Origin of the sequence: Rhodococcus oxybenzonivorans (assembly GCF_003130705.1) — a bacterium.
Classification (GTDB): domain Bacteria; phylum Actinomycetota; class Actinomycetes; order Mycobacteriales; family Mycobacteriaceae; genus Rhodococcus_F; species Rhodococcus_F oxybenzonivorans.
Window position 1 is genome coordinate 35,272 of record NZ_CP021356.1, and the last position, 24,069, is coordinate 59,340.

The following is a 24,069-nucleotide window of genomic DNA, read 5'->3' on the forward strand; positions in this document are numbered from 1 at the left end:
TTCTCTCCGTGGAGGTTTCATGTCTTTCTTCTCGCGCGTCCTGAGGCGACGCCCGGCGTCGGTGGCCGCCGCCGTGGTGCTGGCGGCGACGCTGGCTGCGTGCGGCTCACCCGGGGGCGGCGACGCCGACTCGGGGTCGGGGACGGCGTCGGCCGGCGGCTCGGAGGCGGTGTTCCCGCGCACCGTGCAGCACCATCAGGGTGAGACGGTGATCGAGGCCAAACCCGAACGGGTGGTGGCCTTGGACAACAGTCTGGTCGAAGCGGTGGTCGCACTCGACGCCCCGCTGGTCGGCGGCATCGGCTCCTACCGTGACCAGTCGGGATTCCCGGAGTACCTCGGTGACGCCGTCAAGGACACCAAGGACGTCGGCCCGATGGCGACGCCGGATCTGGAGGCGATCGCGGCCCTGCAGCCGGACCTGATCGTGTCGGCGAGCGTGCGTCACGAGGCACTCTACGACGAGCTGTCCGCGATCGCCCCGACGGTGTTCGTCGAGACCACCGGCCCGATCTGGAAGCAGAACATTCGCGACCTCGGTACCGCCCTGGGTGAGGAGGACAAGGCCGCAGAGGTGCTCACCGCGTACGAGACCCGCGCGGCCAAACTCGGCAAGGCGATCAACGACAAGGCCGGCAACCCGACGGTGTCGATGGTCCGGTTCGTCGACGGCCCGACCCGCCTGTACGCGAACAAATCGTTCAGCGGAATCGTCTTCCGGGACATGGGCCTTGCCCGGCCGGCGGACCAGGCCGTCGATGCCTTCAGCGTCGAGATCGGTGAGGAGGAGATCCGCAAGGCCGACGCCGATCACATCTTCGTCACCGTGTACTCCGGTGCCGAGGCGACCGCCGAGAGTTTCCGCCGCAATCCGCTGTGGGGCGGGCTGAAGGGCGTGCAGGCGAACAACGTGCACCAGGTCGAGGACGCCATCTGGATGACCTCGGTCAGTCTGCAGGGTGCGGACCTGATGATGGACGACATGGCCGAGGTCTTCGGGGTGGACCCGATGAAACCCTGATTAAGGGTTAAGCACTCGCGGATGCATCGGCGCCCGTCCTGCCTACCCGGCGGGGCGGGCGCCGCTGCACGGTACCGGTGGGGGCCGCCCGGTCAGATCCGGGCGTAGGGCACGACGACCGGGCCGCCGCTGGCCGGGTCGCTGAGGATATGGCACTCCACACCGAACACCTCCCGCACCATCTGACGGTCCACGACCCGGGACGGTGCACCGGAGGCGACGATCACGCCGTCGCGCAGGGCGACGAGGTGGTCGGCGAAGCGGCAGGCCTGCGCGAGGTCGTGCAACACCATGACGACGGTTCGGCCCTGCTCCCGGTTCAGTCGCTGCACCAGCTCGAGCACGTCGAGTTGGTGGGCCAGGTCGAGGAAGGTGGTGGGTTCGTCGAGCAGCAACAGCGGTGTGCCCTGGGCGACGACCATCGCGATCCACACGCGTTGACGCTGACCGCCCGAGAGTGCGTCGACGGGCCGGTCGGCGAGCTCGACCAGCCCGGTCGCGGTCAACGCGTCGACCACGGCCGCTTCGTCGGCGGGGGACCACTGACGCCACATGCTGGTGTGCGGTGTCCGGCCACGGGCGACGAGATCGCGCACGGTGATCGATTCCGGGGTGATCGGCGACTGCGGCAGCAGGCCCAGCTCGCGGGCCACGACCCCGGTCGGGAGGCCGGCGATGTCCCGGCCGGCGAGCAGCACGGTTCCCGCCTCGAGACGGTGCAGTCGGGCCAGGGCCCGCAGCAGCGTGGATTTCCCGGAGCCGTTCGCGCCGATGATCGCCGTCACCTGACCCGAGGCCACCTCCAGATCCAGATCCGGGATCACGGTGCGGCCGGGCCCGTACCCGACGCGCAGCTGACGGGCCGCCAGCGACGGCGCGGGCCGGATCACCGTGGCCGGGTCGACGGTGGGACTGGGTGCCGTGTCGGCCATGTCAACGTTCCTTGGATGTGCGCAGGATGAGATAGAGCAGGTACGGGGCGCCGACGAGCGCACACACCGCGCCCGCCGGTAACTCGAAGCCGGGGATCACCCCGCGTGCCACCAGGTCGGCCGCCAGCACTACCACCGCGCCGAGTAGCGCCGAGGTCACCAGCGGCACACCCGGGCCGCGCACCACCCGCCGCGCGAGGTTGGGCGCTACCAACGCCACGAACGCGACCGGGCCCGCCGCTGCGGTGGCGGTGCCGGCCAGGGCGACTGCGGCAACGACGATCCACAACCGGCTCCGGCCCACCCGGATGCCGAGTGCGGTGGCGGCGGAGTCCCCGAGCAGCAGGACGTCGAGGCGGCGGACCAGCACGGCCGCGAACGGCAGCAGGATCAGCAACGCCGTCGCCACACCCCAGACGTGCTCCCACCCGCGCCCATGCAGAGAACCGGTGAGCCACACCGTCGCCTTCGTCGCCTGGTCGACGTCCCCGCGAACGAGGGTGTACTCGACCAGCCCGGTGAACGCCGCGGCGAGCACCACCCCGACCAGGACCAGACGGTGCGGGTCCAGCCCGGCGCCGTCCACCCGGCGGCGACCGGTGAGCGCCAGCACCAGAACTGCGGCCAGGGCGGCGCCCGCGACCGCCCCGAGCGGCAGGCCGACCTGGGCCAGCCCGGCCGACGCTCCGCCGGCGGCGGCCGTCGTCGAACCCTGCGCCAAGAGCACCAGGACCGCCCCGGCACTGGCGCCGGCGGTCACGCCGAGAACGTCCGGGGAGGCCAGCGGGTTGCGGGCCAGCCCCTGGGTGAGGGCACCGGCGGCGCCGAGCGCCAACCCGACGAGCAAACCGACCAGGGCGCGCGGCAGCCGCAGCCGCTGAACGGTGAAGACCACGGACGACTTCCCCTGCCCGAGCAGCCCGCCGACCACCTCGCCCGGCGACAGGTCCGTCGAGCCGACCGCGAGCGCGGCCAGAAACAGGCCCACCGCCCCGGCGGTGGCACCCACACCAACGAGCAGCGCGCGTGGACGCAGCAGCGCCGACACCGGCCCCGCCTGCACCACCACGGCCCCGTTACCGGCCCGGGCGGCGCTCAATGCGGGAGCGGTCACCGGGCAGCTGTCCGGATCCGGCGCAGCACCACCAGCACGACCGGGGCTCCGACCACCGCGGTGACGATGCCGACCTGCAGCTCGCCGGGGCGCACCACGATTCGTCCGAGAACGTCGGCGAGCACGAGCAGGGTGCCGCCGAGCAGCGCCGCGTAGGGCACCAGCCAGCCGTGCCGGGCACCGGTGAGGGCGCGGGCGGCGTGCGGCACCGCAAGGCCGATGAACCCGATCGGGCCGGTCGCCGCGACCGCGACTCCGGTGAGCAGGACCACGGTGGCGCCGATGGCGAGCCGGATCCGTCCCAACCGCAAGCCCAGTGCGCGCGCCGCCTCGTCGCCGAGCGCCAGGGCGTCGAGCCAGCGGGCGCAGGCCCAGCCCAGGAGGACGGCGACGCCGAGCACCGGGACCACCAGGGCGGCGGTGCTGTTGCCCCGTCCGGACAGTGCGCCCACGGCCCAGAACCGGTACTCCTCGAGGGTATCGGCGTCGATCAGGACCAGTGTGGTCGTCGCGGCGGCCAGCAACGCGGAGACCGCGACTCCGGCGAGAGCCAGTTCGGTGGAATTCGTGCGCACATCTGACCGGCCGGCCAACAGGAGCACGGCGGCTCCGGCCAGTGCTGCACCGACGATCGCGAATCCGATGTGTGCGGGCAGCGCGCCGGTCCCGAAGAAGGAAATTCCCAGCACCACCGACAGTGCGGCGCCGGCCGAGACGCCGAGCAGCGCCGGATCCGCCAGTGGGTTGCGGGTGAGCCCCTGCGCCGCGACGCCCGCGACCCCCAGCGCCGCACCCACTGCCAGCCCCAGGACCGTGCGCGGTAACCGTTGCTCCAGGATGATGATCGCGGCGTCGCCTTCTCGCGCACCGCCGAGTACCGCCAGCACCTCAGCCACCGGCAGCGCACGCGTTCCCACCGCCAGCCCGGTCACCGCGACCAGCACCAGCGCGCCTGCCAGCACCACCATGCCGGCAGCGAGCTGTCCGCTCCGCAACGGCACGCGGCCGAGACTGGCAGGGACGGTCATGCACTCTCCTGAAAGATCGGCGGCCTGAAAGTTGCCCTACCCTAACCGACGGCACAAGCTCCGATGCTCACGGCAACGCCCACACCGCCGACCCCGACACCATCGCGACCAACCCTCTCGTCAGCGGCCGGTCCGCACCGGAATGGGTGGGGCGGCGCGGCGACTGCCTCACCTACCTCCTCCGCAACCCATCCACGGTGACCTGCACGAGCCGCTGTACCCCGTCCCGGGTGGGCAGACCGGTGGCCGCGGTCAGGGCGTGCAGGCAATACCTCGCCAGTTCGTCGGCGGCGATGTCGTCTCTGAGCTCGCCGCGGCCGACGCCCTCGGCGATCAGGTCCGTGACGAACCCGGTGAGCTGGTGCTGCGCCCGGCCGACGTGCTCACCGCGATGCAACGCGGCGGTGTCCACGGTGGGCTCATGGTCGTGGAGGATCAGGGCGTAGGCCCCGAGCACTGCCCCCAGCCGGTCGGCGGCGCCGCCGACGGTGCGCTCCCGCACCTCGGCGAGCTGCTCGAGGTGACGGAGGATCTGACGTTCGTGCCAGGCCAGGATGATCGCCTGAACGTCGGGGAAGTACTTGTACAGCGTCGCCCGCCCGATACCGGTGTCCTCGGCGATCCGCGACATCGTCACCGCCGCCAGCCCATGGTGGGCGACGAGCGTTGCGGTGGCGTCCATGACCGCCTCGCGGACGGCTTTGCGATGCTCCTCGATCGTCTCGTTCCACAGCTTCGGCACCCCGCAAGTGTACGCACCGACGTACTCAACACGGTGTGATTCGGGAGTGACATTGTGTATCGTAAAAGTCCGGTACTGCTGCGGCATTTCTGCTGCTCGGATGGAGGACCCCCACGATGACTGACCCCACCCCCGACGCCGGTCCCCCCCGATCCGACGAGGACCGTGGTTCTCCTCCCCGGCGTGAACCCACGCCGCGCTGGGTAAAAGTGGTCGGCATCGTCGTCGGAATCTTGCTCGTGCTGGTGATCCTGATGATGGTGTTCGGCGGCGGCAATCACGGTCCCGGTCGCCACCTGTCCGCCGGGACCACCGTCGGCTCTGCCGCGATCAGCGGGGACGTCGACGTTATGCAGTCCAGTGGCGGTTCTGTCGGTGATCGTCTCGGAGTGCGGACGGTCGCTGCGTGAGCATGTCGCCGGGCCTACGTAAGCTCGCGCGGACCGTGCACATCAGCGCCTCGGCCGGCTGGCTCGGTGCGATACTCACGTATCTGGCGTTGGCCATCGCCGCGCTGACGAGTCCCGCGGCGTCGACCGGGCGGGCCCTGTATCCCGCGATGGAACTTCTCGTCTGGACGGTGATCCTCCCGCTCAGTCTGGCATCGCTGGTCACCGGGCTCATTTCGTCGCTGGGCACCCCGTGGGGCCTGCTCCGGCACTATTGGGTGCTGTTCAAACTGGCGCTCAATGTCGGCGCCTCGGCCGTGTTGTGGCTGTACACGCAGTCCATCGATTACTCCGCCGCCATCGCCAGTCAAACCACCCTGTCCGATGCCGATGTACTCGTGCTGAGGAATCCCACCCACGTGGTCCACGCCAGTGGCGCAGTCCTGGTGTTGCTCGCCGCGACCGTGCTCGCGGTGTACAAGCCGCGGGGTCTGACGCGGTATGGGTATCGGCGCCAACGTGCGGCGACGACCCGGTAGCTCACACCCGCCTTGGGGGCAGCGGGCTACGGAGTCGTCAGTCCAGGCCGATGATCGATGCCCCTCGTTTGGTGAGCCAGGTGAGGGGGTCGGTCTTGTCCCCGTCTGGCGTTTCGACTTCGAAGTGCAGGTGCGGTCCGGTCGAATTGCCCCGGTTCCCGATGGTGGCGATCTTCTGGCCGGCTTTCACGCGCTGGCCGACCTCGACGAGGTTGTCGTTGTTGTGGCCGTAGGTGGTGATGGTTCCGTCGTCGTGCCGAATTCGCACCCACAGCCCGTATCCCTGGGCGGGTCCGGCGTTGATGACTTCCCCGTCGGCGACCGCGACGATCGGCGCACCCAATGTGTTGGCGATATCGATGCCGCCGTGATCGCGCCCGTCTCCGAAGGGTGAGGTGATCGTTCCGGACGACGGTGCCACGAACGCGCGGCTACCGGGCCGATTCCAGGTCTTCGGTTGCGGTGCCGGCGCCGGGTCGTCCTGCGCCGCCCCAGCTTCCTCGTCGTGCGGATCCGTCCCGTCACTGGGGTGAGTCTCATCAAGGGTTTCAGTGCCGTCGAGAGATTCGGTGCCGTCGAGAGATTCGGTGCCGTCGAGAGATTCGGTGCCCTCGAGAGATTCGGTGCCCTCGAGAGACTCGGTGCCATCGAGAGATTCGGTGCCGTCGAGAGACTCGGTGCCCTCGAGAGACTCGGTGCCATCGAGCGTTTCGGTGCCATCGTGGACACCGGTCTCGTCGTGACCCTCGGTCTCGGTCCCAATGCCCGCGCCGGTTTCGGGGGACACCTCCGCCGCCCCCTCGGCCAGTGCTTCCGTCGACGGCGTCATCGGCTCGACCGTGGTCTCTTGTGGTGCAGTGGTCGCGCCGGCCGGTGTGCTGGGCCCCTCCGGGGAGGTCTCGTACTGCGGTGCGGCGGAATCGGTGGTCGCGCCGGCCGGTGTGCTGGGCCCCTCCGGGGAGATCTCGTACTGCGGTGCGGCGGAATCGGTGGTCGCGCCGGCCGGTGTGCTGGGCCCCTCCGGGGAGGTCTCGTACTGCGGTGCGGCGGAATCGGTTGCCGCGGGAGGCGCGCTGGCTGCTCCGGGCGCCTCGGGATCCTCCGCGGCCGTGGATTCATCGACCGGGGCGGCGGTCGCACCCGACGGTTCGGTGGAGGTTCCGGAGAGGTCCGGCGGCGCCGAGATCGGTGGCGACGCACCGGTGGGAGGGTCGAATTCGAGGGCAGCGAGCAATCTCGGGCCGATGCTCGCGTCGATGCTGTCGAGTTCATCGGTGCAGGCGCTCAGGGCACCACCGATGCCGGGTTCGCCGTGTGCCGACCACGCGCCCAGGCAACTCGTGAGCATCTGCTGGGTGGCCAGGGCGTCCTCGAGGGATCCGTTGGCCTGCGCGTTCTGCAGGCTGGTGGAGGCGATGTTCGCCACCTTCTGCCAGAGGCTGGGGTCGACGATGACCACGTCCGGGTCGGCGGTATCCGCGGTCATGGTCAAGGCATTGGCGACCGCGGCCGCGAACGACGACGGCGGGGACACGTGGGTGGCGGATGCGGTCGGCGCACCGGCGAGAAAGAGCGCGGCGGTGGCGGTCGATCCGCCGACGACCAGCGCGGTAAGCCTCCTACGTGCGGCGAAAGCGCCTGTTGTGCCTCGCATCGCGGTCCCTTCTGAAATTCACGCTCCGACAATGAACGGTCAACCGAACGAACGAGGCGGCGCGAGTAAGTCAAGACGACACGCCGTAACGTTAGTGCATTTCCTTCCCTTCAGTGCCGATAATGCCCTTCTTTCTCAAAGCTGGCATCCAGAAACATCAGTCAGATTGGTAGCACATAGTTGCTGACGAACTCGTCCCGAAGCAGGCAATGAACAGATGAATGGATCCAACGCTCCGATCATCAGCAACACCGATCGGCGAGGGCGATTCGACCGACGATTTGGATATTCACGAATACTGCCGAAACCAGGCCATGGCCCTCGTCGACCCGAACGCCAGCGGAGAAGGGCAATCCCAGGCCGGCGCAGTAGGCAATGATCAACACCACACCCCGAGGTGCCCAACCCGTCGAGGGCTGGGACCAAGTGTCGTTCTGCCGAGCCAGGTCAGTCCGATGAAGGCCACCCCCATGACGATGGTGACGACGCCACCGAGAACGTTTGGAGAACTTCCCAGTTCCGGCAGGAAGCGAACCGTCGGTACGACAATTTAGGGCGCTTCTTTGGTGCGCGGTACCCAGCCCGTGATCGTCGCCCTCTACGGGATGCCTCCTTCTCGCTCCTCTCATCGCTGTTCTGAGACAACGCGCAGGTGGTCACGATGTTCTCGCGTCTTTGTCGTCTCCTAGACCTAACCGCGATCACATCGATCTCGAGACCTCGAACGGGCGCGGCGCGGAGGAGGGCCCCAGGGGCCCGGGTGGTCCAGAGGCTTCCCCTCGACCCGCTTCTTGTGTCCGTTAGCGGTGTTGCGAGGAATGCATGTGCTCGCTACCTCCACGTCCGGTATTACCGTGTTCACCGCCGGCGCGATGGAGGTGGCTCGCCTGCTCGAGATGTGCGCCGACGACTCCGCCGCCCGCGTGCACGGCTCGCGGACCCTGCTCACCGGTCTGATCGCGTTGTCCGCTCCGGCGCAGGTCCCCGATGGTGCCCTCGGCGCCGGCAACATCGCCCTCCTGGACCGGGCCAGACGACTGGCCTCCCCACCGCCGCGGTCGGCGAAGCTGCGGATGCGGGTGTTGTCGGCGGCCGTCGCCGCACTGAGCGCCGCCCCGATCATTCTGGCCGTACTCGAGGTGACCGGGAACACATGTGGTGCCTGCCGGCGGCCTGGTGACCAGCGGGGATCGACCGCGCGCACTCGCCCATCGCTCGACGGTCTGGACCAACACCCCGGTCACGGCTGCTACAGTCGGGAAATTGTGACGGCTCTTGCGATACGCCCCCCGCGTATGCGGACAGTCATAGCTGTCGTCGCTGTCCTGTATCTGCTCGCGCACACGATCGCCCAATGCGGCATCTTCCTCGTGCACGGTCACGAGGGCGACGACGTCCACGTCTCCTCCTCGTCCACAACCTCACTGCCGGCCGAGGAATCGGATCCCGGGCACGCGCACGTCGACGACGGATCGACCCACGTGTCCCACGAGGCGCACACCGTCGTCGCCATGCCCCGATCGGATAATCCGCTCCGCCCGCTGACCGTCGCCGCGGTCGTCGCGATGGCCCTGGCGGTGGTGCTGGTCGTGCTGTCGGCGCCGCGCACTCCGCGGGCCCCGCCGGATCTCCCCATCCCCATCCGGCCCGGCCGGACCGTCTTGAACGAACTCTGTATCAACAGGTGCTGATCGGCAGCCCGCAGGCCATCTGAGGACTTCCCCTCGTGGCCCAGCTCGCGCTGCCCATCACTCACCCACTGCTCTTGTCGCAGTCACATACAGGGATTTTTTTCATCATGAACAGTGCTGTTCCCTCCACCCTCCTTCCACCGTCCTCCCCGCTGCCGGCCGACGCCCACCGGTGCCCGCAACCGAGCACCATGGTCGGCAACACTCCCGTGCTGTGGATCGGTGAACCGTTCGCCGATTCCGGCCGCGGCTTCTGGGCGAAACTCGAAGGCAGCAATCCCGGCGGAATGAAAGACCGCCCCGCCCTGCACATGGTCGAGAAAGCGAAGGCGCGCGGTGACCTCGCCCCCGGCGCAACGATCATCGAATCCACCAGCGGAACCCTCGGCCTGGGCCTGGCGTTGGCCGGGATCACCCATCACCATCCCGTCACCCTGGTCACCGACCCCGGTCTGGAACCGATCGTGCACCGGATGCTCGCCGCCTACGGCGCCCACGTCGAAATGGTCACCACCCCCCATCCCACCGGCGGCTGGCAGCAGGCCCGGCGCGAGAAGGTCGCCGAACTCCTGGCTGCCCATCCCGGGTCGTGGTGCCCGGATCAATACACCAACCCCGACAACGTCGCCGCGTACGAGTCGCTCGCGCACGAACTCATCGCCCAGCTCGGCCGCGTCGACACACTGGTGTGCTCGGTGGGCACCGGCGGGCACTCCGCCGGTGTGGCCCGGGTGCTGCGCCAGTTCAACCCGGACCTGAAACTGGTCGGCGTCGACACCGTCGGATCGACCATCTTCGGGCAACCCGCCAGTACCCGGCTGATGCGCGGCCTGGGCTCGAGCATCTATCCCGACAACATCGACTATCCCGCGTTCGACGAGGTGCACTGGGTGGCCCCGCACGAAGCGGTCTGGTCCTGCCGCACCCTGGCCGCCACCCACCACGCCAGCGGCGGCTGGAGCGTCGGCGCCGTCGCGTTGACCGCCGGGTGGATCGCCCGCACCAGCCCCCCGGACACCCGGGTCGCGGCGGTCTTCCCCGACGGCCCGCAACGCTACTTCGACACCATCTACAACGACGACTACTGCGCCGAACACGGCCTGCTGAACGCGAACCCGCCGACCGAGCCGGCGACCATCGACCACCCGACCGACCAGATCGTGCAGTCCTGGACCCGGTGCGCCACCGTGGTCGATCCCACAGAGAGCGAGTCATGAAGAACCTTCTGACCCAGTTCCGCAGCTTCGACCGGCCCGCTCAGGTGCTGATGGTCAACCAGTTCTCCATCAACGTGGGCTTCTACATGCTGATGCCGTACCTGGCCGGATACCTGGCCGGACCCCTGGGTCTGGCGGCGTGGGCGGTCGGCCTGGTGCTGGGTATGCGGAACTTCTCCCAGCAGGGGATGTTCCTGCTCGGCGGCACCCTCGCCGACCGCCTCGGCTACAAACCGCTGATCGTCGCCGGCTGCCTGCTGCGGGTCGCCGGGTTCGTGCTGCTCGCGGCCGTGGAATCGCTGCCGGCGATCCTGCTCGCCTCGGTGGCCACCGGGTTCGCCGGGGCACTGTTCAATCCGGCGGTGCGGGCGTATCTGGCCGCCGACGCGGGGCCACGGCGGGTCGAGGCGTTCGCGGTGTTCAACGTGTTCTATCAGGCCGGGATTCTGCTGGGCCCGTTGATCGGCCTCGCCCTGACCACCCTCGATTTCCGGGTCACCGCGCTGGCCGCGGCCGCGGTCTTCGCCGTGCTGACGATCGTGCAGATCTGGGCGCTGCCCGCGCACAAGGCCGCACCGCCCACGGCCAAGACGTCGGTCCTCGAGGACTGGCGGGTGGTGGTCGCCAACCGGCCCTTCGTGCTGTTCGCGCTGGCGATGATCGGGTCCTATGTGCTCTCGTTCCAGATCTATCTGGCGCTGCCCCTGCAGGCGGCGGTGGTGGTCGGCGACGGCCGGTCCGACACCGCCCTGGTGACCTCGCTGTTCGTGGTCTCGGGGGTGGTGGCGATCGCCGGCCAGCTGCGGATCACGTCCTGGTTCTCCCGCCGGTGGGGTTCGGGACGGTCCCTGGTGGTCGGCATGGCGATCATGGCACTGGCGTTCCTGCCGCTGATCGCGCTACCGGGCCCGGCCACCCTCGGTGGGTGGGCCGCCGCCGGCGCCCTGGTACTCACCGCCGCCCTGTTGGCGGTCGGCACCGCCGCGGTGTTTCCGTTCGAGATGGACACCGTCGTCGCCCTCTCCGGCGGCCGGCTCGTGGCCACCCATTACGGCTTCTACAACACCGTCGTCGGAGTCGGGATCCTGCTCGGCAACCTGGGCACCGGTGCCGTCTTCGGGATCCTGCGCGACGCGGAACTGGGTGCGCTGATCTGGGTGGCGTTGACCGGTGTCGGGGCGGTGTGTGTCATCGCCCTGTATCTGCTCGACCGCTCCGCCCGACTCTCCCCGCCACCGGCGAAAGCCGCGGTGACCGAGACCGGCGAGGTACCCGCCGCCAGCTAGACCACCTGGGGTTCACGCCCTGATCAGATCCGACCCCACCCCATCTACTATGCAACTACGTAGATTGGGGTGGGGTTCTCGGCCGAGTCCTGCGCCGTCCTCTGCGCTCGAACAGGAGTTGTGCATTGATCGAACAGTTTTCCGGCGCCGCCCGCCTGTCGCGTCGGAACTTTCTGGCGCTGGCCGGCCTGGGGGCCGCGGCGACGGCGGCCGCATGTAGCAGGGGCAGCGACGCCGGACCGGCGCCCACCCCTATCGGCCCCGACTCGTCGGCGGTGAGGGCGGCCGAGCAGGTCCGCCGAGCCAATATCGGGACCGGGAACACGGTCACGGCGTCGCTGCAGGCCCGCCCGACCCGGATCGACCTGGGCGGTGTCCAGGTCGATACCTGGGCCTACGGCGACCGGATTCCCGGCCGGGAAATCCGGTTGCGACGCGGGGATCTGCTCCGCGCCGAACTGAGCAATGACCTTCCGGCCGAGTCGACCATCCACTGGCACGGCCTCGCGCTGCGCAACGACATGGACGGGGTGCCCGGGTTGACCCAGTCCGCCGTCGCCTCCCGCAGCCCGTTCACCTACGAGTTCCTCGCCCCGGACGCCGGTACCCATTGGCTTCACCCCCATGTCGGGATGCAGTTCGACCGGGGCCTCTACGCCCCGGTCATCGTGGAAGATCCCGCCGAGGGCGCCGATTACGACCTCGAGGCCGTTCTGGTGCTCGATGACTGGCTCGACGGGGTGGCCGGCGGCAGCCCGGACCAGCAACTCGATGCCCTGCGCCGGGGCGGGATGCCGATGAGCGGCATGGACCACGGCGGCATGAGCGGGATGGGGATGGGGGCACCGGTCGATCCGGGGAACCCGCTCGGCGCCGACACCGGAGATGTGACGTATCCCTACTACCTGATCAACGGCACCCTCGGCGCCGACCCGTTCACGGTGCGGGCCCGCCCCGGTCAGCGGGTGCGGCTGCGGATCATCAACGCCGGCGCGGACACCGCGTTCCGCCTCGCCGTCGGTGGCCATCAGCTGACCGTCACCCACAGCGACGGATATCCGGTGCAGCCGGTCACCGGGTCGTCGCTGCTGATCGGCATGGGTGAGCGGTTCGATGCGATCGTCACGCTCGGTGACGGGGTCTTCCCCCTCGTCGCCTCCGCGGAGGGTAAGCAGGGGCAGGGGTTCGCCGTGGTCCGCACCGGGGCCGGTGGGCGACTCGACCCGGGTGTGCGGCCTGCCGAGCTCGACGCACCCCCGATCACCGGCCTGGTGCTGCGCGCCCGCGAGGATGTTCGGCTCGACCGCCGGGCCCCGGACCGGGTGCACGAGCTGATGCTGGGGATGGACATGTCCGGGTATCGGTGGACGATCAACGGCGCCGCCTACGACGAGCACACCCCGCTCGAGATCAGCCAAGGTCAGCGGGTGCGGCTGCGGTTCGTCAACCAGACCATGATGTTTCATCCCATGCACCTGCACGGGCACACCTTCCAGGTCGTCGACGGCCAGGGCGCCGGTCCCCGCAAGGACACCACCCTGGTGCTGCCGAACCAGAGCGTCGAGGTCGACCTCGATGCGGACAACCCCGGTCAGTGGCTGGTGCACTGCCACAACCTCTATCACGGTGAGGCCGGGATGATGACCACCCTGTCCTACACCGAATAACCCCCTGTCACACCGACATCCGAAGGTGCACTGTCGGTGCGCCCCTGATCCCCCGTCCCGTCGCGTACAGAATGAGACCTGAAGATGCCTGCCCACCACCGGATCACCCGCACCCTGCTGCCCACCGCCGTCGCCCTGCTCGTGCTCACCGGCTGCACCTCTGGGGCCGACGAGGTCACGAAACCCGACACCTCCGTGCCGACAGTGAAGTTCAGCTCTGAACTGTCCCATGTGCACGGACTGCACGTGAGCAAGGACGGCACCGTGCTCGCCGGCACCCACACGGGCATCTTCGCCATCGACGCCTCCGGCTCCACCTCCCGCGTCGGCTCCTCCGACGACGACTTCATGGGACTGACCGGCGTGCCGAACACCGACAACCTCTACGCCTCCGGTCACCCCGGGCCCTCCAGTTTCGCCGCCAACCCCCTGGGCCTGCGCAGCAGCACCGACCGGGGGGTGAGCTGGATGGACCGCTCCCTGGCCGGGGAGGTCGATTTCCATGCCCTGACCACGGACGGCCGCCTCCTGGTCGGCCACGACGGCACCGATGGGCTGCTCGTCTCGACCGACGGCGGCACCACCTGGACCCCGGGCGCGGCACTGGTCGCCGGCGCACTGGCGATCAACGACAGCGGGGTGTGGGCGGTGACCCCGGCGGGTCTCGAACACAGCACCACCGCCGCCCGCACGTTCTCGCCCGTACCGAAGGCCCCACGACTGGTGATGATCACCGGCGCCGGGGATGCGCTGTGGGGCATCGACGAGGACGGGTACGCCTGGCGCAGCCGCGAAGGACAGGACTGGGAAAAACGCGCCCAGGTCGGCACCGTCGATGCACTGACCGCTGCCAACTACGACACCGCCTACGCCGCCACCTCGCAGGCGCTCTCCACCCTGAACTGACCCGGCATGCCCACCGCCGCCCGACTTCTGCTTCGCGGCCTCGTCCTGGTGCTGGCCTCGCTCGCGCTGACGGTCGCCGGGGCCGGGGTGGCCGGCGCCCATCCCACCCTGCTGTTCACCGACCCCGGACCGGACACCGCAGTCTCCGCTCCCCCGCAGTCGATCACGTTGATGTTCAACGAGCCGGTCACTCCCGGAGCGCCCGCGATCGTCGTCACCGACAGCGACGGCCGAACGGCGGCGATGGGGGTCGCCGAAACCGCCCGGGACGGGCGTGTGCTCACCGCCCGCCCGGCCGAAGCGCTGGCACCGGGCACCTACACCGTGCGCTGGCAGGTGACCGGCGCCGACGGCGACCTGGTCGAGCAGGATTTCCGGTTCGCGGTCGGTCTCACCCTGACCGGCGCCGCAAGCGCGGGCGACGGCGGGTCGACGTCCTGGCGGGATGCTGCGCTGCGGTGGTTGCTGTTCCTCGGGCTCGCCCTCGCGTTCGGCGGCCTGATCGCCGACCGGGTCACCGCCGCCGCCCGGCGAGAGAATCCGGCGCTCCCGGTGGTGCGGTCCCCGGTGCCGGTCGGCGCCCTGCTCGGGTTGGCCGGCGTCCTCGGACTCGGCGCGGCACTGGCCGCATCCGCGGGCACGGTGAGTGTGCTGTGGCAGGAACGTGCGGGCCTGGTCGTGCTCACCGAGGCCGCCGGATTGGTGCTGGCCGCCGCGCTGGCCTCTACCGGGCGGCGGGGGTGGGCGGCGGTGCCGCTGGTGCTGGTGATCGCCGCGGAAGGGGTGCGCTCGCACGCCAATCTCGCCTCACCCGGGTGGGGTGGTGCGCTGACCGCGATTCATCTGGCGGCCGCCGCGATCTGGGTGGGCGCCCTGCTGCACACCGCCCGCGCGGTGCTGGCCTGGTGGAGTGAGCGGGCCGCGGTGCGGTGGGTGCTGGCGGGATACACCCGGTTGGCGGTGTGGACCTTCCTGATGGTGGTCGCCACCGGCACCGTCTCCGCGGTGCTGCTGATCCCGGTCTCCGACCTGCTGTCCACCCCCTACGGGCAGGTGCTGGTGGTCAAACTGGCGCTGGTCGCCGCCGCGGCCGCGGCGGCGCTGACGGCGCGATCGTCTCTGCGTAGACCGGAGCGACTCCCCACGGTGCGCAATCGGATCCGGGCCGAGAGCGTGCTGCTGATCGCGGTCCTGGCGGCGAGCGCCGCCCTGGTCTCCACCACCCCGGCCGACAACTCCCCGCAACCCGGTCCCCCGCCGCCGGTGGGTCCGGTCCTGCCGCTGGGAACCCTCGCCGGGCAGGTCGGGGTATCGGTCGCCGCCAGCGACGGGCAGCTGGTGGTGCGGTTGTCCACCCCACGGCGGGGCGACTACTACGCCCCCGAACCGGGCCAGGACTTCACCCTGTCCGGGCGGATCGCCGCCGCGGACGGCGGCGACAGCACCCTCGCCCTGCGGGGGTGCGGGCCGGGCTGCTTCGTCGCACCGGCCGCCTGGCAGGGCGGGGACAACCTGCTCACCCTCGTCGCCGCGGCAGCGGGCTGGCAGGGTGGCACGGTCAGCCTGCTCGTGCCCTGGCCGACCACACCGGGCGGCGCCGACCTGGCCCGCGCCGTGGCCGCGACCCGCGCCGAAACCGATCTGACGGTCTACGAGTCGGTGACCAGCGACACCACCACCGCTGCGCCCGAGCCGCAGCGACTCGACCTGCCCGCTGACTTCTTCCTGGCGCAGGAACCGTACGCCGATGGCACCGCCCCGCTGGCCGTCCGGTTGCCGCACCAGGATGGGACCGTGCGGTTGGCGCTCGGCTACCCGGCCGCCGGGATGAATGTGCTGCTGACCCTCGACGCCGCCGGCCGGATCAGCGAGGAAACCCTCACCGACACCAAACATCTCGTCACCCGCAGATTCCTCTACCCCGAGTCCGGCGGGCAATGAGCGGGCGATGGGGCAGCGGTCACGGTGGCGCCGCCCCCAGCGACACCGTGACCCGGTCGTGCCCTTCACCGCGTCGACCTCGACACCGGGTCAGTAACATCATGGCTGTGAAAGCGCTGGGTACACCGACGATGCAGCACCTGCTGCGGGTGGCCGCTGTCGTCGCGGTGCTGTTCAGTGTCCTGCTCATGCATTCCTCCCCCCTGCTCGACCACTCGGGCACGCCCCCCACCGCATCGGGGCATCATTCCGGTGCGCCCGCACATGCGCCCGCACATGCGCACGACGGCGCCGCCGCGCTGATGGACCTCGGCGCTCCCGTCGTACTGGCCGGAACAGGGTGTGAGGGGACCAGTTGCAGCGCCCACACGGGCCTGCATCTGTGCATGTCGGTGATGACGATCGCCGCGGCGCTGGTCCTGGCCCGCTGGTACGCCACCGCCACCACCGGGCAGACCGCGGTCCCCGGTCTGCGGGCCCTGCTGCGTCACTGCGCCGGCCGGGCGCCGCCGTGGACGACTCCCACCCTCGCGCAGCTGTCGGTGTTGCGGGTGTGACAGGTGACCCACATTCAGGTGGGTCACCTGCGCAGACGTCTCTCATGCACGCCTGCTTCACCTTTCACAACACCGACCTTTCGAGGAGTCCTATCCATGTGGTCACCCCGTTCCACTCGTGCCCGTTTCGCCCTGTCCGCCGCAGCCGTGTCCGGAGTCCTGGTGCTCGCCGGCTGTAGCGACAACAGCGGCGGCGGCCACGACATGAGTCAAATGTCGAACAACGCCGCGAGCACCACGTCGAGCTCGTCCACCACCACGGGTGCGGTCGCCGCCTTCAATGACGCCGACGTGATGTTCCTGCAAATGATGTATCCCCACCACGCGCAGGCCGTCGAGATGGCGAACATGGTCGAGGGCCGCACCACCAATCCGCAGGTACTCGACCTCGCCAAAAAAATTGCCGCAGCCCAAGGACCCGAAATGGAGCAGATGACCGCCCTGCTCGCGCAGCGGGGCCTGACGGTTCCCTCCACCGACGCCAGCGGCGGCATGAGTGGGATGAACCACGGCGGCCCGAGCGGCGCGGCCGAGGACGGCATGAGCGGGATGAGCGGGATGATGACACCGGAGCAGATGACCGATCTGGCCGGTAAGAGCGGCGCCGACTTCGACACCGCCTGGCTGAACATGATGATCGAACACCACACCGGTGCGATCGAGATGGCTCAGACGGAGCTGGCCGACGGAGAAAACGCCGAGGCTAAGAAGATGGCTACCGACATCATCGCCGCCCAGCAGGCGGAGATCACCACCATGCAGGCACTGCTGCAACAGAACTAACCCGATGAGGGTGGGACCGCGGCCCTTCCCGGTCCCACCCTCCTCCCCTACGCACGCACAGCGTGCACCCCACCCTTTTCTCGGCCCCCGCTTCGCTGCCGCCTCGCCGGTATGGAGGAACCCCATGAACACTCGCCCGCCACGTCGGATCCCGGTCCTGCTCGCCCTGGCGATCCTGATCGCAGTCCTGGCCGCCTGCGCCCCGTCCGGAACCGGATCATCCTCGCCGAGCGGCGACGCGAATCCGGCCGCCCCACCAGCCCCCACGATCACCATCGACCCCGCCGATGGAGCCGACACCGTCAACCCCGCCGACCCGGTGTCGGTCGACGCCACCGGTGGGACCCTCGAATCGGTCACGATGACCAACAACGAAGGCAGAGTCATCGAGGGCATCTTCACCCCCGACCGCATCGCCTGGAAACCTGGAATCCCCCTGGGATACGGCAAGACCTACACCATCACCGCCGCCGCACTCCACGACGACGGCACCCGCACCGAACAGGCCAGCACCTTCTCCACCGTGCAACCGGGCAACCTCACCAAACCGACCTTCGTGACCTCGGGCGGCAATCTCCTCACCGACGGCGGCACCTTCGGCATCGGAATCGTCATCGTCACCCACTTCGACGAGCCGATCACTGACCGCGCCGCCGCCGAGAAAACGCTGACCGTGGAAACCACCCCACCGGTGCAGGGATCCTGGCACTGGGCCGACGATCAGAACGTGCACTGGCGGCCCCAGAACTACTACACCCCCGGCACCACGGTCACCGCCCGCGCCAACGTCTACGGCGTCGACCTCGGCGGCGGACTGTTCGGTCAGGAGGATGCCGCCACCTCGTTCACCATCGGCGACGCCCACATCTCTGTCGCCGACGACATCACCAAACAGATCACCGTCACCAACAACGGGGAAGTCGTGCGCACCATGCCCACCTCGATGGGCATGGGCGGCAGCGAAACCATCAACGGGCAAACCCTGACGTTCTGGACCCAGCCCGGCATTTACACCGTCATCGACAAGGCCAACCCGGTGGTCATGGATTCCTCGACCTATGGGCTTCCGGTCAATTCGAGGCTCGGCTACAAGGAAACGATCAACTACGCCACCCGCATCAGCAACGACGGCATCTACCTCCACGAACTCGAGGACACCGTCTGGGCGCAGGGCAACACCAACGTCTCTCACGGCTGCCTGAACCTCAGCCGAGCCCACGCTCAATGGTTCTACGACTTCTCCGTCCCCGGCGACATCGTCGAAGTCCGCAACACCGGCGGGGCACCGCTCGAGTTGTGGCAGAACGGCGACTGGAGCGTGCCCTGGGATCAATGGGTCGCCGGAAGCGCGCTGGCGTGACCCCACCGTCCTGGGTGCCGCGCACCTACACCGCCTACACCGCCGTGGTGGACGGCTCGGGCGGTGAGCTGGCACCGCGCGACGGTGCCGGCCCGAGCCCCTCCGCCAGGGACACCTCCGCCAGAACCCCGCGCCGCGGGACCCGTTGGGTGCCAACTATCCTGCACGATCGCCGAGTCCTCGCCACCGTGGCGGTGCTGGCCGCGCTGGCAGTGGCCGCCGCCCTCGTTCCCCGCCCCCCGATCTCCGTGGTGCGGGACTGGGCGGAGTCGATGGGCCCGGCGTTCGTGTTGGTGTTCTTCCTGACCCAGGCGGTGCTGACGATAGCCCCGGTGCCGCGCACGGTGTTCACTCTCAGCGCCGGGCTGTTGTTCGGTCCCGCTGCCGGAGTCGCCGTCACGATCGCCGCCACGACGGTCAGCGCCGTGCTGGCACTGCTGCTGGTGCGCACGCTCGGGCGCACCGCCGTACAGGCGCGGCTCACGCACCCCGCGGTCAAGGCCATCGATGCCCGGTTGGCCCGGCGGGGATGGCTCGCGGTCGGGTCCCTGCGGCTCATCGCCCCGGCACCGTTCGCCCTGGTCAACTACTGCTCGGGGCTCTCTGCAGTGCGCCTGCTGCCCTACACCGCCGCCACCGTGGTCGGGATTCTGCCGGGCACGGTCGCGGTGGTGTTACTCGGGGACGCGTTGACCGGACAAACGAATCCGGCACTGATGGCCGTGACCGCGGTCTGCGTGGTGGCCGGGGTGGCGGGATTGCTGGTCGACACCCGCCTGCCCGTGTCACCGACTGCGTAGGTGTGACAGCTACCACAGCCATTGACTTTCAGGGCCTCCGTAACATTTACTTAGGGTGCCCTCACTCAGGGCAGGCTAAGATTCCCGCACGGTCAGCAGAGCTCACCCCCGTGGTGGTCCTGAACTGGCGGTGCAAGGACCACATGCGCCGCGTGCGGGGGCCCGGCGACTAACGACAAGGACAACTCTCGTGGCTTCTTCCACCAAGCGGCGCCTGGCCGGCGCCGGCATCATCGCCGGACTCTCCGCGCTCACACTGATCGCAAACCCCGCCATCGGTTCCGCAGCGATCACCGGTGCGGCGACCGTGACCGCGGACGCCGGTGCAGGCACGATCACCACCTCGATCACCGGACTGAACACCACCAAGCCGTTCGTCAAGTGCGAGGGCACCGTCTACAGCGCCGACGCAACGGTCCTCGACTCCACGACGAAAGTGGGCCAGAGCTTCCCGGTGACCGGTCCGACCATGGTGGCCGGTCAGGTGCTGACCAACGCGTCCGGCGTCGGCACCTCGGCTGTTTTCCCCGACGGCGAGTACCAGGTGCGCACGAAGTGCAAGGAGGAGGGCGACGTCGACTACCAGGACCCCATCGCCCCCGTGCGGGTCACTGTCAGCTCGACCACCCCGGGCGGCGGCGGCCTGGACTTCGGCCTCGACGGTCTCCTCGACCTGTTCAGCGGATTCGGTAGCTAACAGCTGGAGTGGCGGTGGCCACGTCTCCGACGTGGCCACCGCCACCGCGCTGCACCGACCGAGGTCGTGCCTCGTCGTCGACGCTCGGTCCGGCCGCTGACGGCGTCAGGATTCGGTCCACCGCACACGTTCCTCCCTTCCGGCCGGCGCGCACAAAGCCGCCAGAATCAGCGCTCCAGTTACCGGCACCTCAGACACCCACGAATATCTTCCGGTGATCAATACCTGTTGACGTAGTTGTTGTCCGTGAAGTGCTCGACAATCGTTACCTTCGCAAACCGATATGGGCGCACCTTCGTTCGACTGTCCACTGTGCTGGTGCCCGGCAGGAGGAAGTGCCTATCGCCTTTTGGTGCTTCATGGATGGTCGCCGTGCAGCAGTGGGTCACCGAGTCGGGACCGAGCCGGGTCGTTGGGCAAGGTAGCGCTCGAGGAGTTTCTTCACCACGGGCCCCGCCGTCGCCGACCCGAAACCACCGCCACGCACTAACACGGAAACGACGATTTCGGGATCATCCAAAGGCGCCACCGCGGAAAACCAGGCATTGAGACCTTCCCCAGGCGCCGACGGATCCTCCGCCGTGCCGGTCTTGGCTCCGGCCGGTACAGGCAGGTCCGCGAGCTGCCCGGCCGTGCCGGCCGCGGCCGAGGCCCGCATCCCCGCCCGCACCGGGTCGAGCCGGTCCGCGAACGGCAACGGCAAAGGCGGTGCTGGGGGAATCTGCATGGCCTCCCCCGACCCGTATTCCGCCGCGAGTTGCGGTGTGACCATCGCACCTGTGGCGATACCCGACGTCCAGCGCGCCACCTGGACCGGGGTCGCGCTGACAGTGCCTTGCCCGATGCCCATCAGCAGCGTCGACCCTGGATACCAGGTCGCCCCGATGCTTCCGACGTTCTCCGGGGTGCCGAGGAAGCCCTCGGCCTCGCCTGGAAGGTCGATCCCCGAGGGTCGGCCGACACCGAGTTGGTCGGCAACCGCGGCGATCTTCGCAGGGCCGAGGAGTTCACCGAGCTTGTAGAAGTAGACGTTGTCCGACCACTGGATCGCCTGCACCAGATTGCTCGGTCCCATCGGTTGCCAGTTCCGGAAGGTCTGCCCGCCATAGATGTAGGCGGCGCCGGTTTCGATCACCTCCTCCGGCGCCAGCACCTGAGACACGGCGTTCGCTGCCGCGACAACGATCTTGAAGGTCGAGCCCGGCGGCACCGCTGTCTGAGTGACGTGGTTGAGCATCGCGCCCGGTGCCCGCGCCTGGGCGGCGAGGGCTACCACGTCAGCTGGCGGACCATAGACATTGGTGTCGAATCCGGGCACGCTGGCCAGGGTCAACACCGCCCCCGTGCGCGCGTCCATCACGATCGCAGCGCCCAGGTCACCGCCGCTGGTGCGCACAGCCTCGGTCAGCGCATCGGTCGCGAGTTGCTGCAACCCCAGGTCGAGGTACAACCGCAGGTCATAACCGCGGACCGGGTCGACCCGCCCGCCGGTGGCCACCGGACGCCCGGACGGGTTCACATACATACACTGCTCACCATCGATGCCCCGAAGCAGCGCATCGTACTGCCGTTCGAGTCCTGCCTTACCGACTCGTGAACCGAGCGCGAGCTGCGGCCAGCGCTCCATATCATCCTGGTCGGCAACCGTGACGTGGCCCAGCACAGGGCCGAGCAGCGCCCCCTGCGGGTAATACCGCTTGCCGGACGGAGCAACGAGTACCCCCGGGAGTCGGGCATCGACGATCCGCCGAGCCCGCTCGGGCGAGACCCTACCGACCACGACCTGCAGTTCCTCGCCCCGGCTACCTAGGGTCTCGGTCAGTTGGTCGGCAGTGACGCCGAGCAGCGCAGCGAGTTCGCGGCGGGCAGCCGCGTCGTTGTCGTCGAACATCAGGTAAACCACCGACACGGTGTACTCGACGACATTGATCGCGAGCGGCACGCCGTTGCGGTCGAGGATCTGACCACGCTCGGCGGGCAGGCGAACGCAGCGCATCATCTGCGCGTCGCTCACCGCACGCAACTGCGCACCCCGATCGTTTTGCAGCTGCCAGGCAAACAGCGACATCACGACCAGGGACGCCGTCACGGTGACCGAGCCCGCCGTCACCCCCCTCGGTTTGCGGCGGCGCCTGGGCGGTGGAGCCCACAGCGGGCGCTCGACACCATCTCGGCGCACCGCGAGCACCAACCCGATACCGACGAATCCGACGATGGCCGCCGTGCCCCCGTAACTGAACAGTGGGATCGGCATCCCGGTCTGCGGCAGCAGCGACAGGCTCGCACCGATCGCAACCACAGCCTGAATTCCGAACAACCCGCCGACACCTACCGCCATCAGGGCAGCCTCCCGGGTCCTCGCAACGCGGGCGGCCAGTGCGGCGCGCCACACGATGACCAACGAGGCCACCACGACTGCCAGGCCCGCGAAGAGACCCCACCCGTACACCACACTCGCGAACGCGAGGTCGTGCTCCGATTCGGGAAGGTACTCGGCCCGCAGGCCGTACAGCGGGTCGCGCGCCAGTCCCCAGAACCCACCGCTGCCGATCGCAATGTCCGCTTGCAACTTCCCCCACCCCGCCCCGGCGGGGTCGGCACTGCTGGACAGGAACACGTGGACCCGTTCGAGCTGATAGGGGCGGAGAAAAAGAACCGCAAGGGGCAGGGCGGCGATCCCCAGCGCGAACAACGGGAGCAACGGGAGCAACGGGACCCGGGCAAGGATCAGCATCAACCCGGCGGTCGCAAGGAGCACCACGGCCGTCGACAGGTCCGGTTGCAGGGCCACGAGCGCAACCGGCACGCTCACAACCGACAGGGTCGCCACGAACCGGCCCAGGGTGTACCCACCAGCCAGCATGGTGGCAGGGACCACCACCACACCGAGCTTGACGAATTCGGACGGCTGAACGGTGAACAACCCGAAGTCCAGCCAACGTTGAGCGCCTTTGGTCTCGACCCCGACGAGCGGCACCGCCGCCAGCAGCACCGTAGCGACCACGAGTATCGCCAAGCCGAAACGTCGGAGGTCACCGAGCCGCACGCGAGATACCACCCACATCGACCCCACGCCGGCGGCGGCGAAGAGAACCTGACGAACGGCAGACGCGGTCATGCCGATCGACATCAGATTGAGCAACCCGAGAACGACGAGGGCCACCGCCGCCGTCACGATCCACGGGTCGGAGTCGCGCTTTCCTCTGAGCATGTGTCCCCCGTCCCTGACACCTCAGCAAGTTGCGTCTCGGCGGGCACCGACAACGGTTTCCACAGAGTTGTCACCGGAGCCGGCATAACGGCGCCGACAGCAAGCGTGCTGCCGTGTCGCGCCGGCGCGGCATCGTCCCCGATGGCGGACCAGGCGGTGCCTCAGTTCGTGCTGATGGATCTCATTCGTGCCGGACAGCGCAGCGGGTGTCCGCATCACAACCAACGGCAATGCATCCGGGAACCACGAAATCGCCGCCACGCGAGTCATCACAGATTCGTTCGAGCGATTCGAATCTCGGCTCCACCTGCTCGTTTCTCCTCAGGTGGCGCCCTGCCACTGTTTCGAGCACCGCACCTTTGCCAGCCACACGAGTTGCGCCTACCGGAACGGCAGCGACGGACCCGGAGTCGGGCTGCCTCGCGTTCGAAACGAACTATCCCTGAATGCATTCCATTCAACAACGATCAGTTTTCCGGGAATAACCATTCCACAACTCATCCCAAGATGTCCGGTGGCCGACACATCGGCCGG

The 24,069-nt window shown here is 68.9% G+C and carries 19 protein-coding genes and 1 pseudogene; 14 read left to right on the top strand and 6 right to left on the bottom strand.

Features of this window, described 5'->3' with window-relative positions:
• The first annotated feature begins 19 nt into the window (after positions 1–19).
• A complete protein-coding gene (locus tag CBI38_RS35765) occupies positions 20–1,021 on the top strand; it encodes an ABC transporter substrate-binding protein (protein WP_109336166.1) in 1,002 nt (333 codons plus the stop codon).
• Between the two features lie 92 nt (positions 1,022–1,113).
• On the opposite strand, the gene CBI38_RS35770 is transcribed toward CBI38_RS35765, so the two are convergent.
• The 4 genes from CBI38_RS35770 to CBI38_RS35785 all read right to left on the bottom strand — a co-directional run bounded on the left by CBI38_RS35770 (position 1,114) and on the right by CBI38_RS35785 (position 4,837).
• Positions 1,114–1,953 carry an ABC transporter ATP-binding protein gene (locus tag CBI38_RS35770; RefSeq protein WP_162603406.1) on the bottom strand — a complete coding sequence of 280 codons (840 nt, stop codon included), beginning with the start codon at positions 1,951–1,953 and terminating at the stop codon, positions 1,114–1,116.
• A gap of 1 nt (position 1,954) precedes the next feature.
• Positions 1,955–3,067: a FecCD family ABC transporter permease gene (locus CBI38_RS35775; protein WP_109336167.1), complete on the bottom strand. Its 1,113-nt coding sequence runs from the start codon at positions 3,065–3,067 to the stop codon at positions 1,955–1,957.
• A complete protein-coding gene (locus tag CBI38_RS35780) occupies positions 3,064–4,095 on the bottom strand; it encodes a FecCD family ABC transporter permease (RefSeq protein ID WP_230990467.1) in 1,032 nt (343 codons plus the stop codon). Before CBI38_RS35780 ends, CBI38_RS35775 begins: the two co-directional genes overlap by 4 nt.
• 172 nt (positions 4,096–4,267) lie before the next feature.
• A complete protein-coding gene (locus tag CBI38_RS35785; protein ID WP_109336168.1) occupies positions 4,268–4,837 on the bottom strand; it encodes a TetR/AcrR family transcriptional regulator in 570 nt (189 codons plus the stop codon).
• Between the two features lie 116 nt (positions 4,838–4,953).
• Between CBI38_RS35785 and CBI38_RS35790 the strand changes: the two genes are divergently transcribed.
• Positions 4,954–5,247, top strand: a complete 294-nt coding sequence (locus tag CBI38_RS35790) for a hypothetical protein (protein WP_109336169.1) — start codon at positions 4,954–4,956, stop codon at positions 5,245–5,247.
• 2 nt (positions 5,248–5,249) lie between these two features.
• Positions 5,250–5,765: a DUF2269 domain-containing protein gene (locus CBI38_RS35795; RefSeq protein ID WP_109336170.1), complete on the top strand. Its 516-nt coding sequence runs from the start codon at positions 5,250–5,252 to the stop codon at positions 5,763–5,765.
• 37 nt (positions 5,766–5,802) lie between these two features.
• Here CBI38_RS35795 and CBI38_RS35800 read toward each other — a convergent pair.
• A pseudogene (locus CBI38_RS35800) lies at positions 5,803–6,294 on the bottom strand (M23 family metallopeptidase); the annotation flags it as partial.
• 1,949 nt (positions 6,295–8,243) lie between these two features.
• On the opposite strand from CBI38_RS35800, the gene lpqS reads away from it, so the two are divergent.
• The 11 genes from lpqS to CBI38_RS35860 all read left to right on the top strand — a co-directional run bounded on the left by lpqS (position 8,244) and on the right by CBI38_RS35860 (position 20,324).
• On the top strand, positions 8,244–9,110 hold the full coding sequence (gene lpqS / locus CBI38_RS39895; RefSeq protein WP_230990468.1) for a putative copper homeostasis (lipo)protein LpqS: 867 nt from the start codon (positions 8,244–8,246) through the stop codon (positions 9,108–9,110).
• A gap of 107 nt (positions 9,111–9,217) precedes the next feature.
• Positions 9,218–10,327, top strand: coding sequence for a PLP-dependent cysteine synthase family protein (locus CBI38_RS35815; protein ID WP_109336356.1), 1,110 nt, complete (start codon positions 9,218–9,220; stop codon positions 10,325–10,327).
• Entirely contained in the window at positions 10,324–11,613 is a 1,290-nt protein-coding gene (locus tag CBI38_RS35820; protein WP_109336172.1) for an MFS transporter, read from the top strand. Before CBI38_RS35815 ends, CBI38_RS35820 begins: the two co-directional genes overlap by 4 nt.
• Before the next feature lie 125 nt (positions 11,614–11,738).
• Positions 11,739–13,280, top strand: a complete 1,542-nt coding sequence (locus tag CBI38_RS35825) for a multicopper oxidase family protein (RefSeq protein WP_109336173.1) — start codon at positions 11,739–11,741, stop codon at positions 13,278–13,280.
• An 84-nt stretch (positions 13,281–13,364) separates the two neighbouring features.
• Positions 13,365–14,186, top strand: coding sequence for a F510_1955 family glycosylhydrolase (locus CBI38_RS35830; protein WP_109336174.1), 822 nt, complete (start codon positions 13,365–13,367; stop codon positions 14,184–14,186).
• Between the two features lie 6 nt (positions 14,187–14,192).
• Positions 14,193–16,127 (top strand): copper resistance CopC/CopD family protein, encoded by a 1,935-nt coding sequence (locus CBI38_RS35835; RefSeq protein ID WP_109336175.1) that lies wholly within the window; start codon positions 14,193–14,195, stop codon positions 16,125–16,127.
• Positions 16,128–16,228: 101 nt separating this feature from the next.
• Positions 16,229–16,684, top strand: a complete 456-nt coding sequence (locus CBI38_RS35840) for a DUF6153 family protein (protein ID WP_109336176.1) — start codon at positions 16,229–16,231, stop codon at positions 16,682–16,684.
• 96 nt (positions 16,685–16,780) lie between these two features.
• Positions 16,781–17,467, top strand: coding sequence for a DUF305 domain-containing protein (locus CBI38_RS35845; RefSeq protein ID WP_109336177.1), 687 nt, complete (start codon positions 16,781–16,783; stop codon positions 17,465–17,467).
• Between the two features lie 124 nt (positions 17,468–17,591).
• The gene (locus tag CBI38_RS35850) at positions 17,592–18,827 is read left to right on the top strand and encodes a L,D-transpeptidase (protein ID WP_109336178.1); all 1,236 of its coding nucleotides are present in this window, start codon (positions 17,592–17,594) and stop codon (positions 18,825–18,827) included.
• 149 nt (positions 18,828–18,976) lie between these two features.
• Positions 18,977–19,627 (top strand): TVP38/TMEM64 family protein, encoded by a 651-nt coding sequence (locus CBI38_RS35855; RefSeq protein WP_109336357.1) that lies wholly within the window; start codon positions 18,977–18,979, stop codon positions 19,625–19,627.
• A 190-nt stretch (positions 19,628–19,817) separates the two neighbouring features.
• The gene (locus tag CBI38_RS35860) at positions 19,818–20,324 is read left to right on the top strand and encodes a hypothetical protein (protein ID WP_109336179.1); all 507 of its coding nucleotides are present in this window, start codon (positions 19,818–19,820) and stop codon (positions 20,322–20,324) included.
• A 385-nt stretch (positions 20,325–20,709) separates the two neighbouring features.
• On the opposite strand, the gene CBI38_RS35865 is transcribed toward CBI38_RS35860, so the two are convergent.
• Positions 20,710–23,535: an FtsW/RodA/SpoVE family cell cycle protein gene (locus tag CBI38_RS35865; protein WP_109336180.1), complete on the bottom strand. Its 2,826-nt coding sequence runs from the start codon at positions 23,533–23,535 to the stop codon at positions 20,710–20,712.
• Between the last annotated feature and the right edge of the window lie 534 nt (positions 23,536–24,069).

Coding starts and splice junctions, on each gene's coding strand:
- CBI38_RS35765 (WP_109336166.1), top strand. CDS start 20: ATGTCTTTCTTCTCGCGCGTCCTGAGGCGACGCCCGGCGTCGGTGGCC.
- CBI38_RS35770 (WP_162603406.1), bottom strand. CDS start 1,953: ATGGCCGACACGGCACCCAGTCCCACCGTCGACCCGGCCACGGTGATC.
- CBI38_RS35780 (WP_230990467.1), bottom strand. CDS start 4,095: ATGACCGTCCCTGCCAGTCTCGGCCGCGTGCCGTTGCGGAGCGGACAG.
- CBI38_RS35790 (WP_109336169.1), top strand. CDS start 4,954: ATGACTGACCCCACCCCCGACGCCGGTCCCCCCCGATCCGACGAGGAC.
- CBI38_RS35795 (WP_109336170.1), top strand. CDS start 5,250: ATGTCGCCGGGCCTACGTAAGCTCGCGCGGACCGTGCACATCAGCGCC.
- CBI38_RS35815 (WP_109336356.1), top strand. CDS start 9,218: ATGAACAGTGCTGTTCCCTCCACCCTCCTTCCACCGTCCTCCCCGCTG.
- CBI38_RS35820 (WP_109336172.1), top strand. CDS start 10,324: ATGAAGAACCTTCTGACCCAGTTCCGCAGCTTCGACCGGCCCGCTCAG.
- CBI38_RS35830 (WP_109336174.1), top strand. CDS start 13,365: ATGCCTGCCCACCACCGGATCACCCGCACCCTGCTGCCCACCGCCGTC.
- CBI38_RS35835 (WP_109336175.1), top strand. CDS start 14,193: ATGCCCACCGCCGCCCGACTTCTGCTTCGCGGCCTCGTCCTGGTGCTG.
- CBI38_RS35840 (WP_109336176.1), top strand. CDS start 16,229: ATGGCTGTGAAAGCGCTGGGTACACCGACGATGCAGCACCTGCTGCGG.
- CBI38_RS35845 (WP_109336177.1), top strand. CDS start 16,781: ATGTGGTCACCCCGTTCCACTCGTGCCCGTTTCGCCCTGTCCGCCGCA.
- CBI38_RS35850 (WP_109336178.1), top strand. CDS start 17,592: ATGAACACTCGCCCGCCACGTCGGATCCCGGTCCTGCTCGCCCTGGCG.
- CBI38_RS35865 (WP_109336180.1), bottom strand. CDS start 23,535: ATGCTCAGAGGAAAGCGCGACTCCGACCCGTGGATCGTGACGGCGGCG.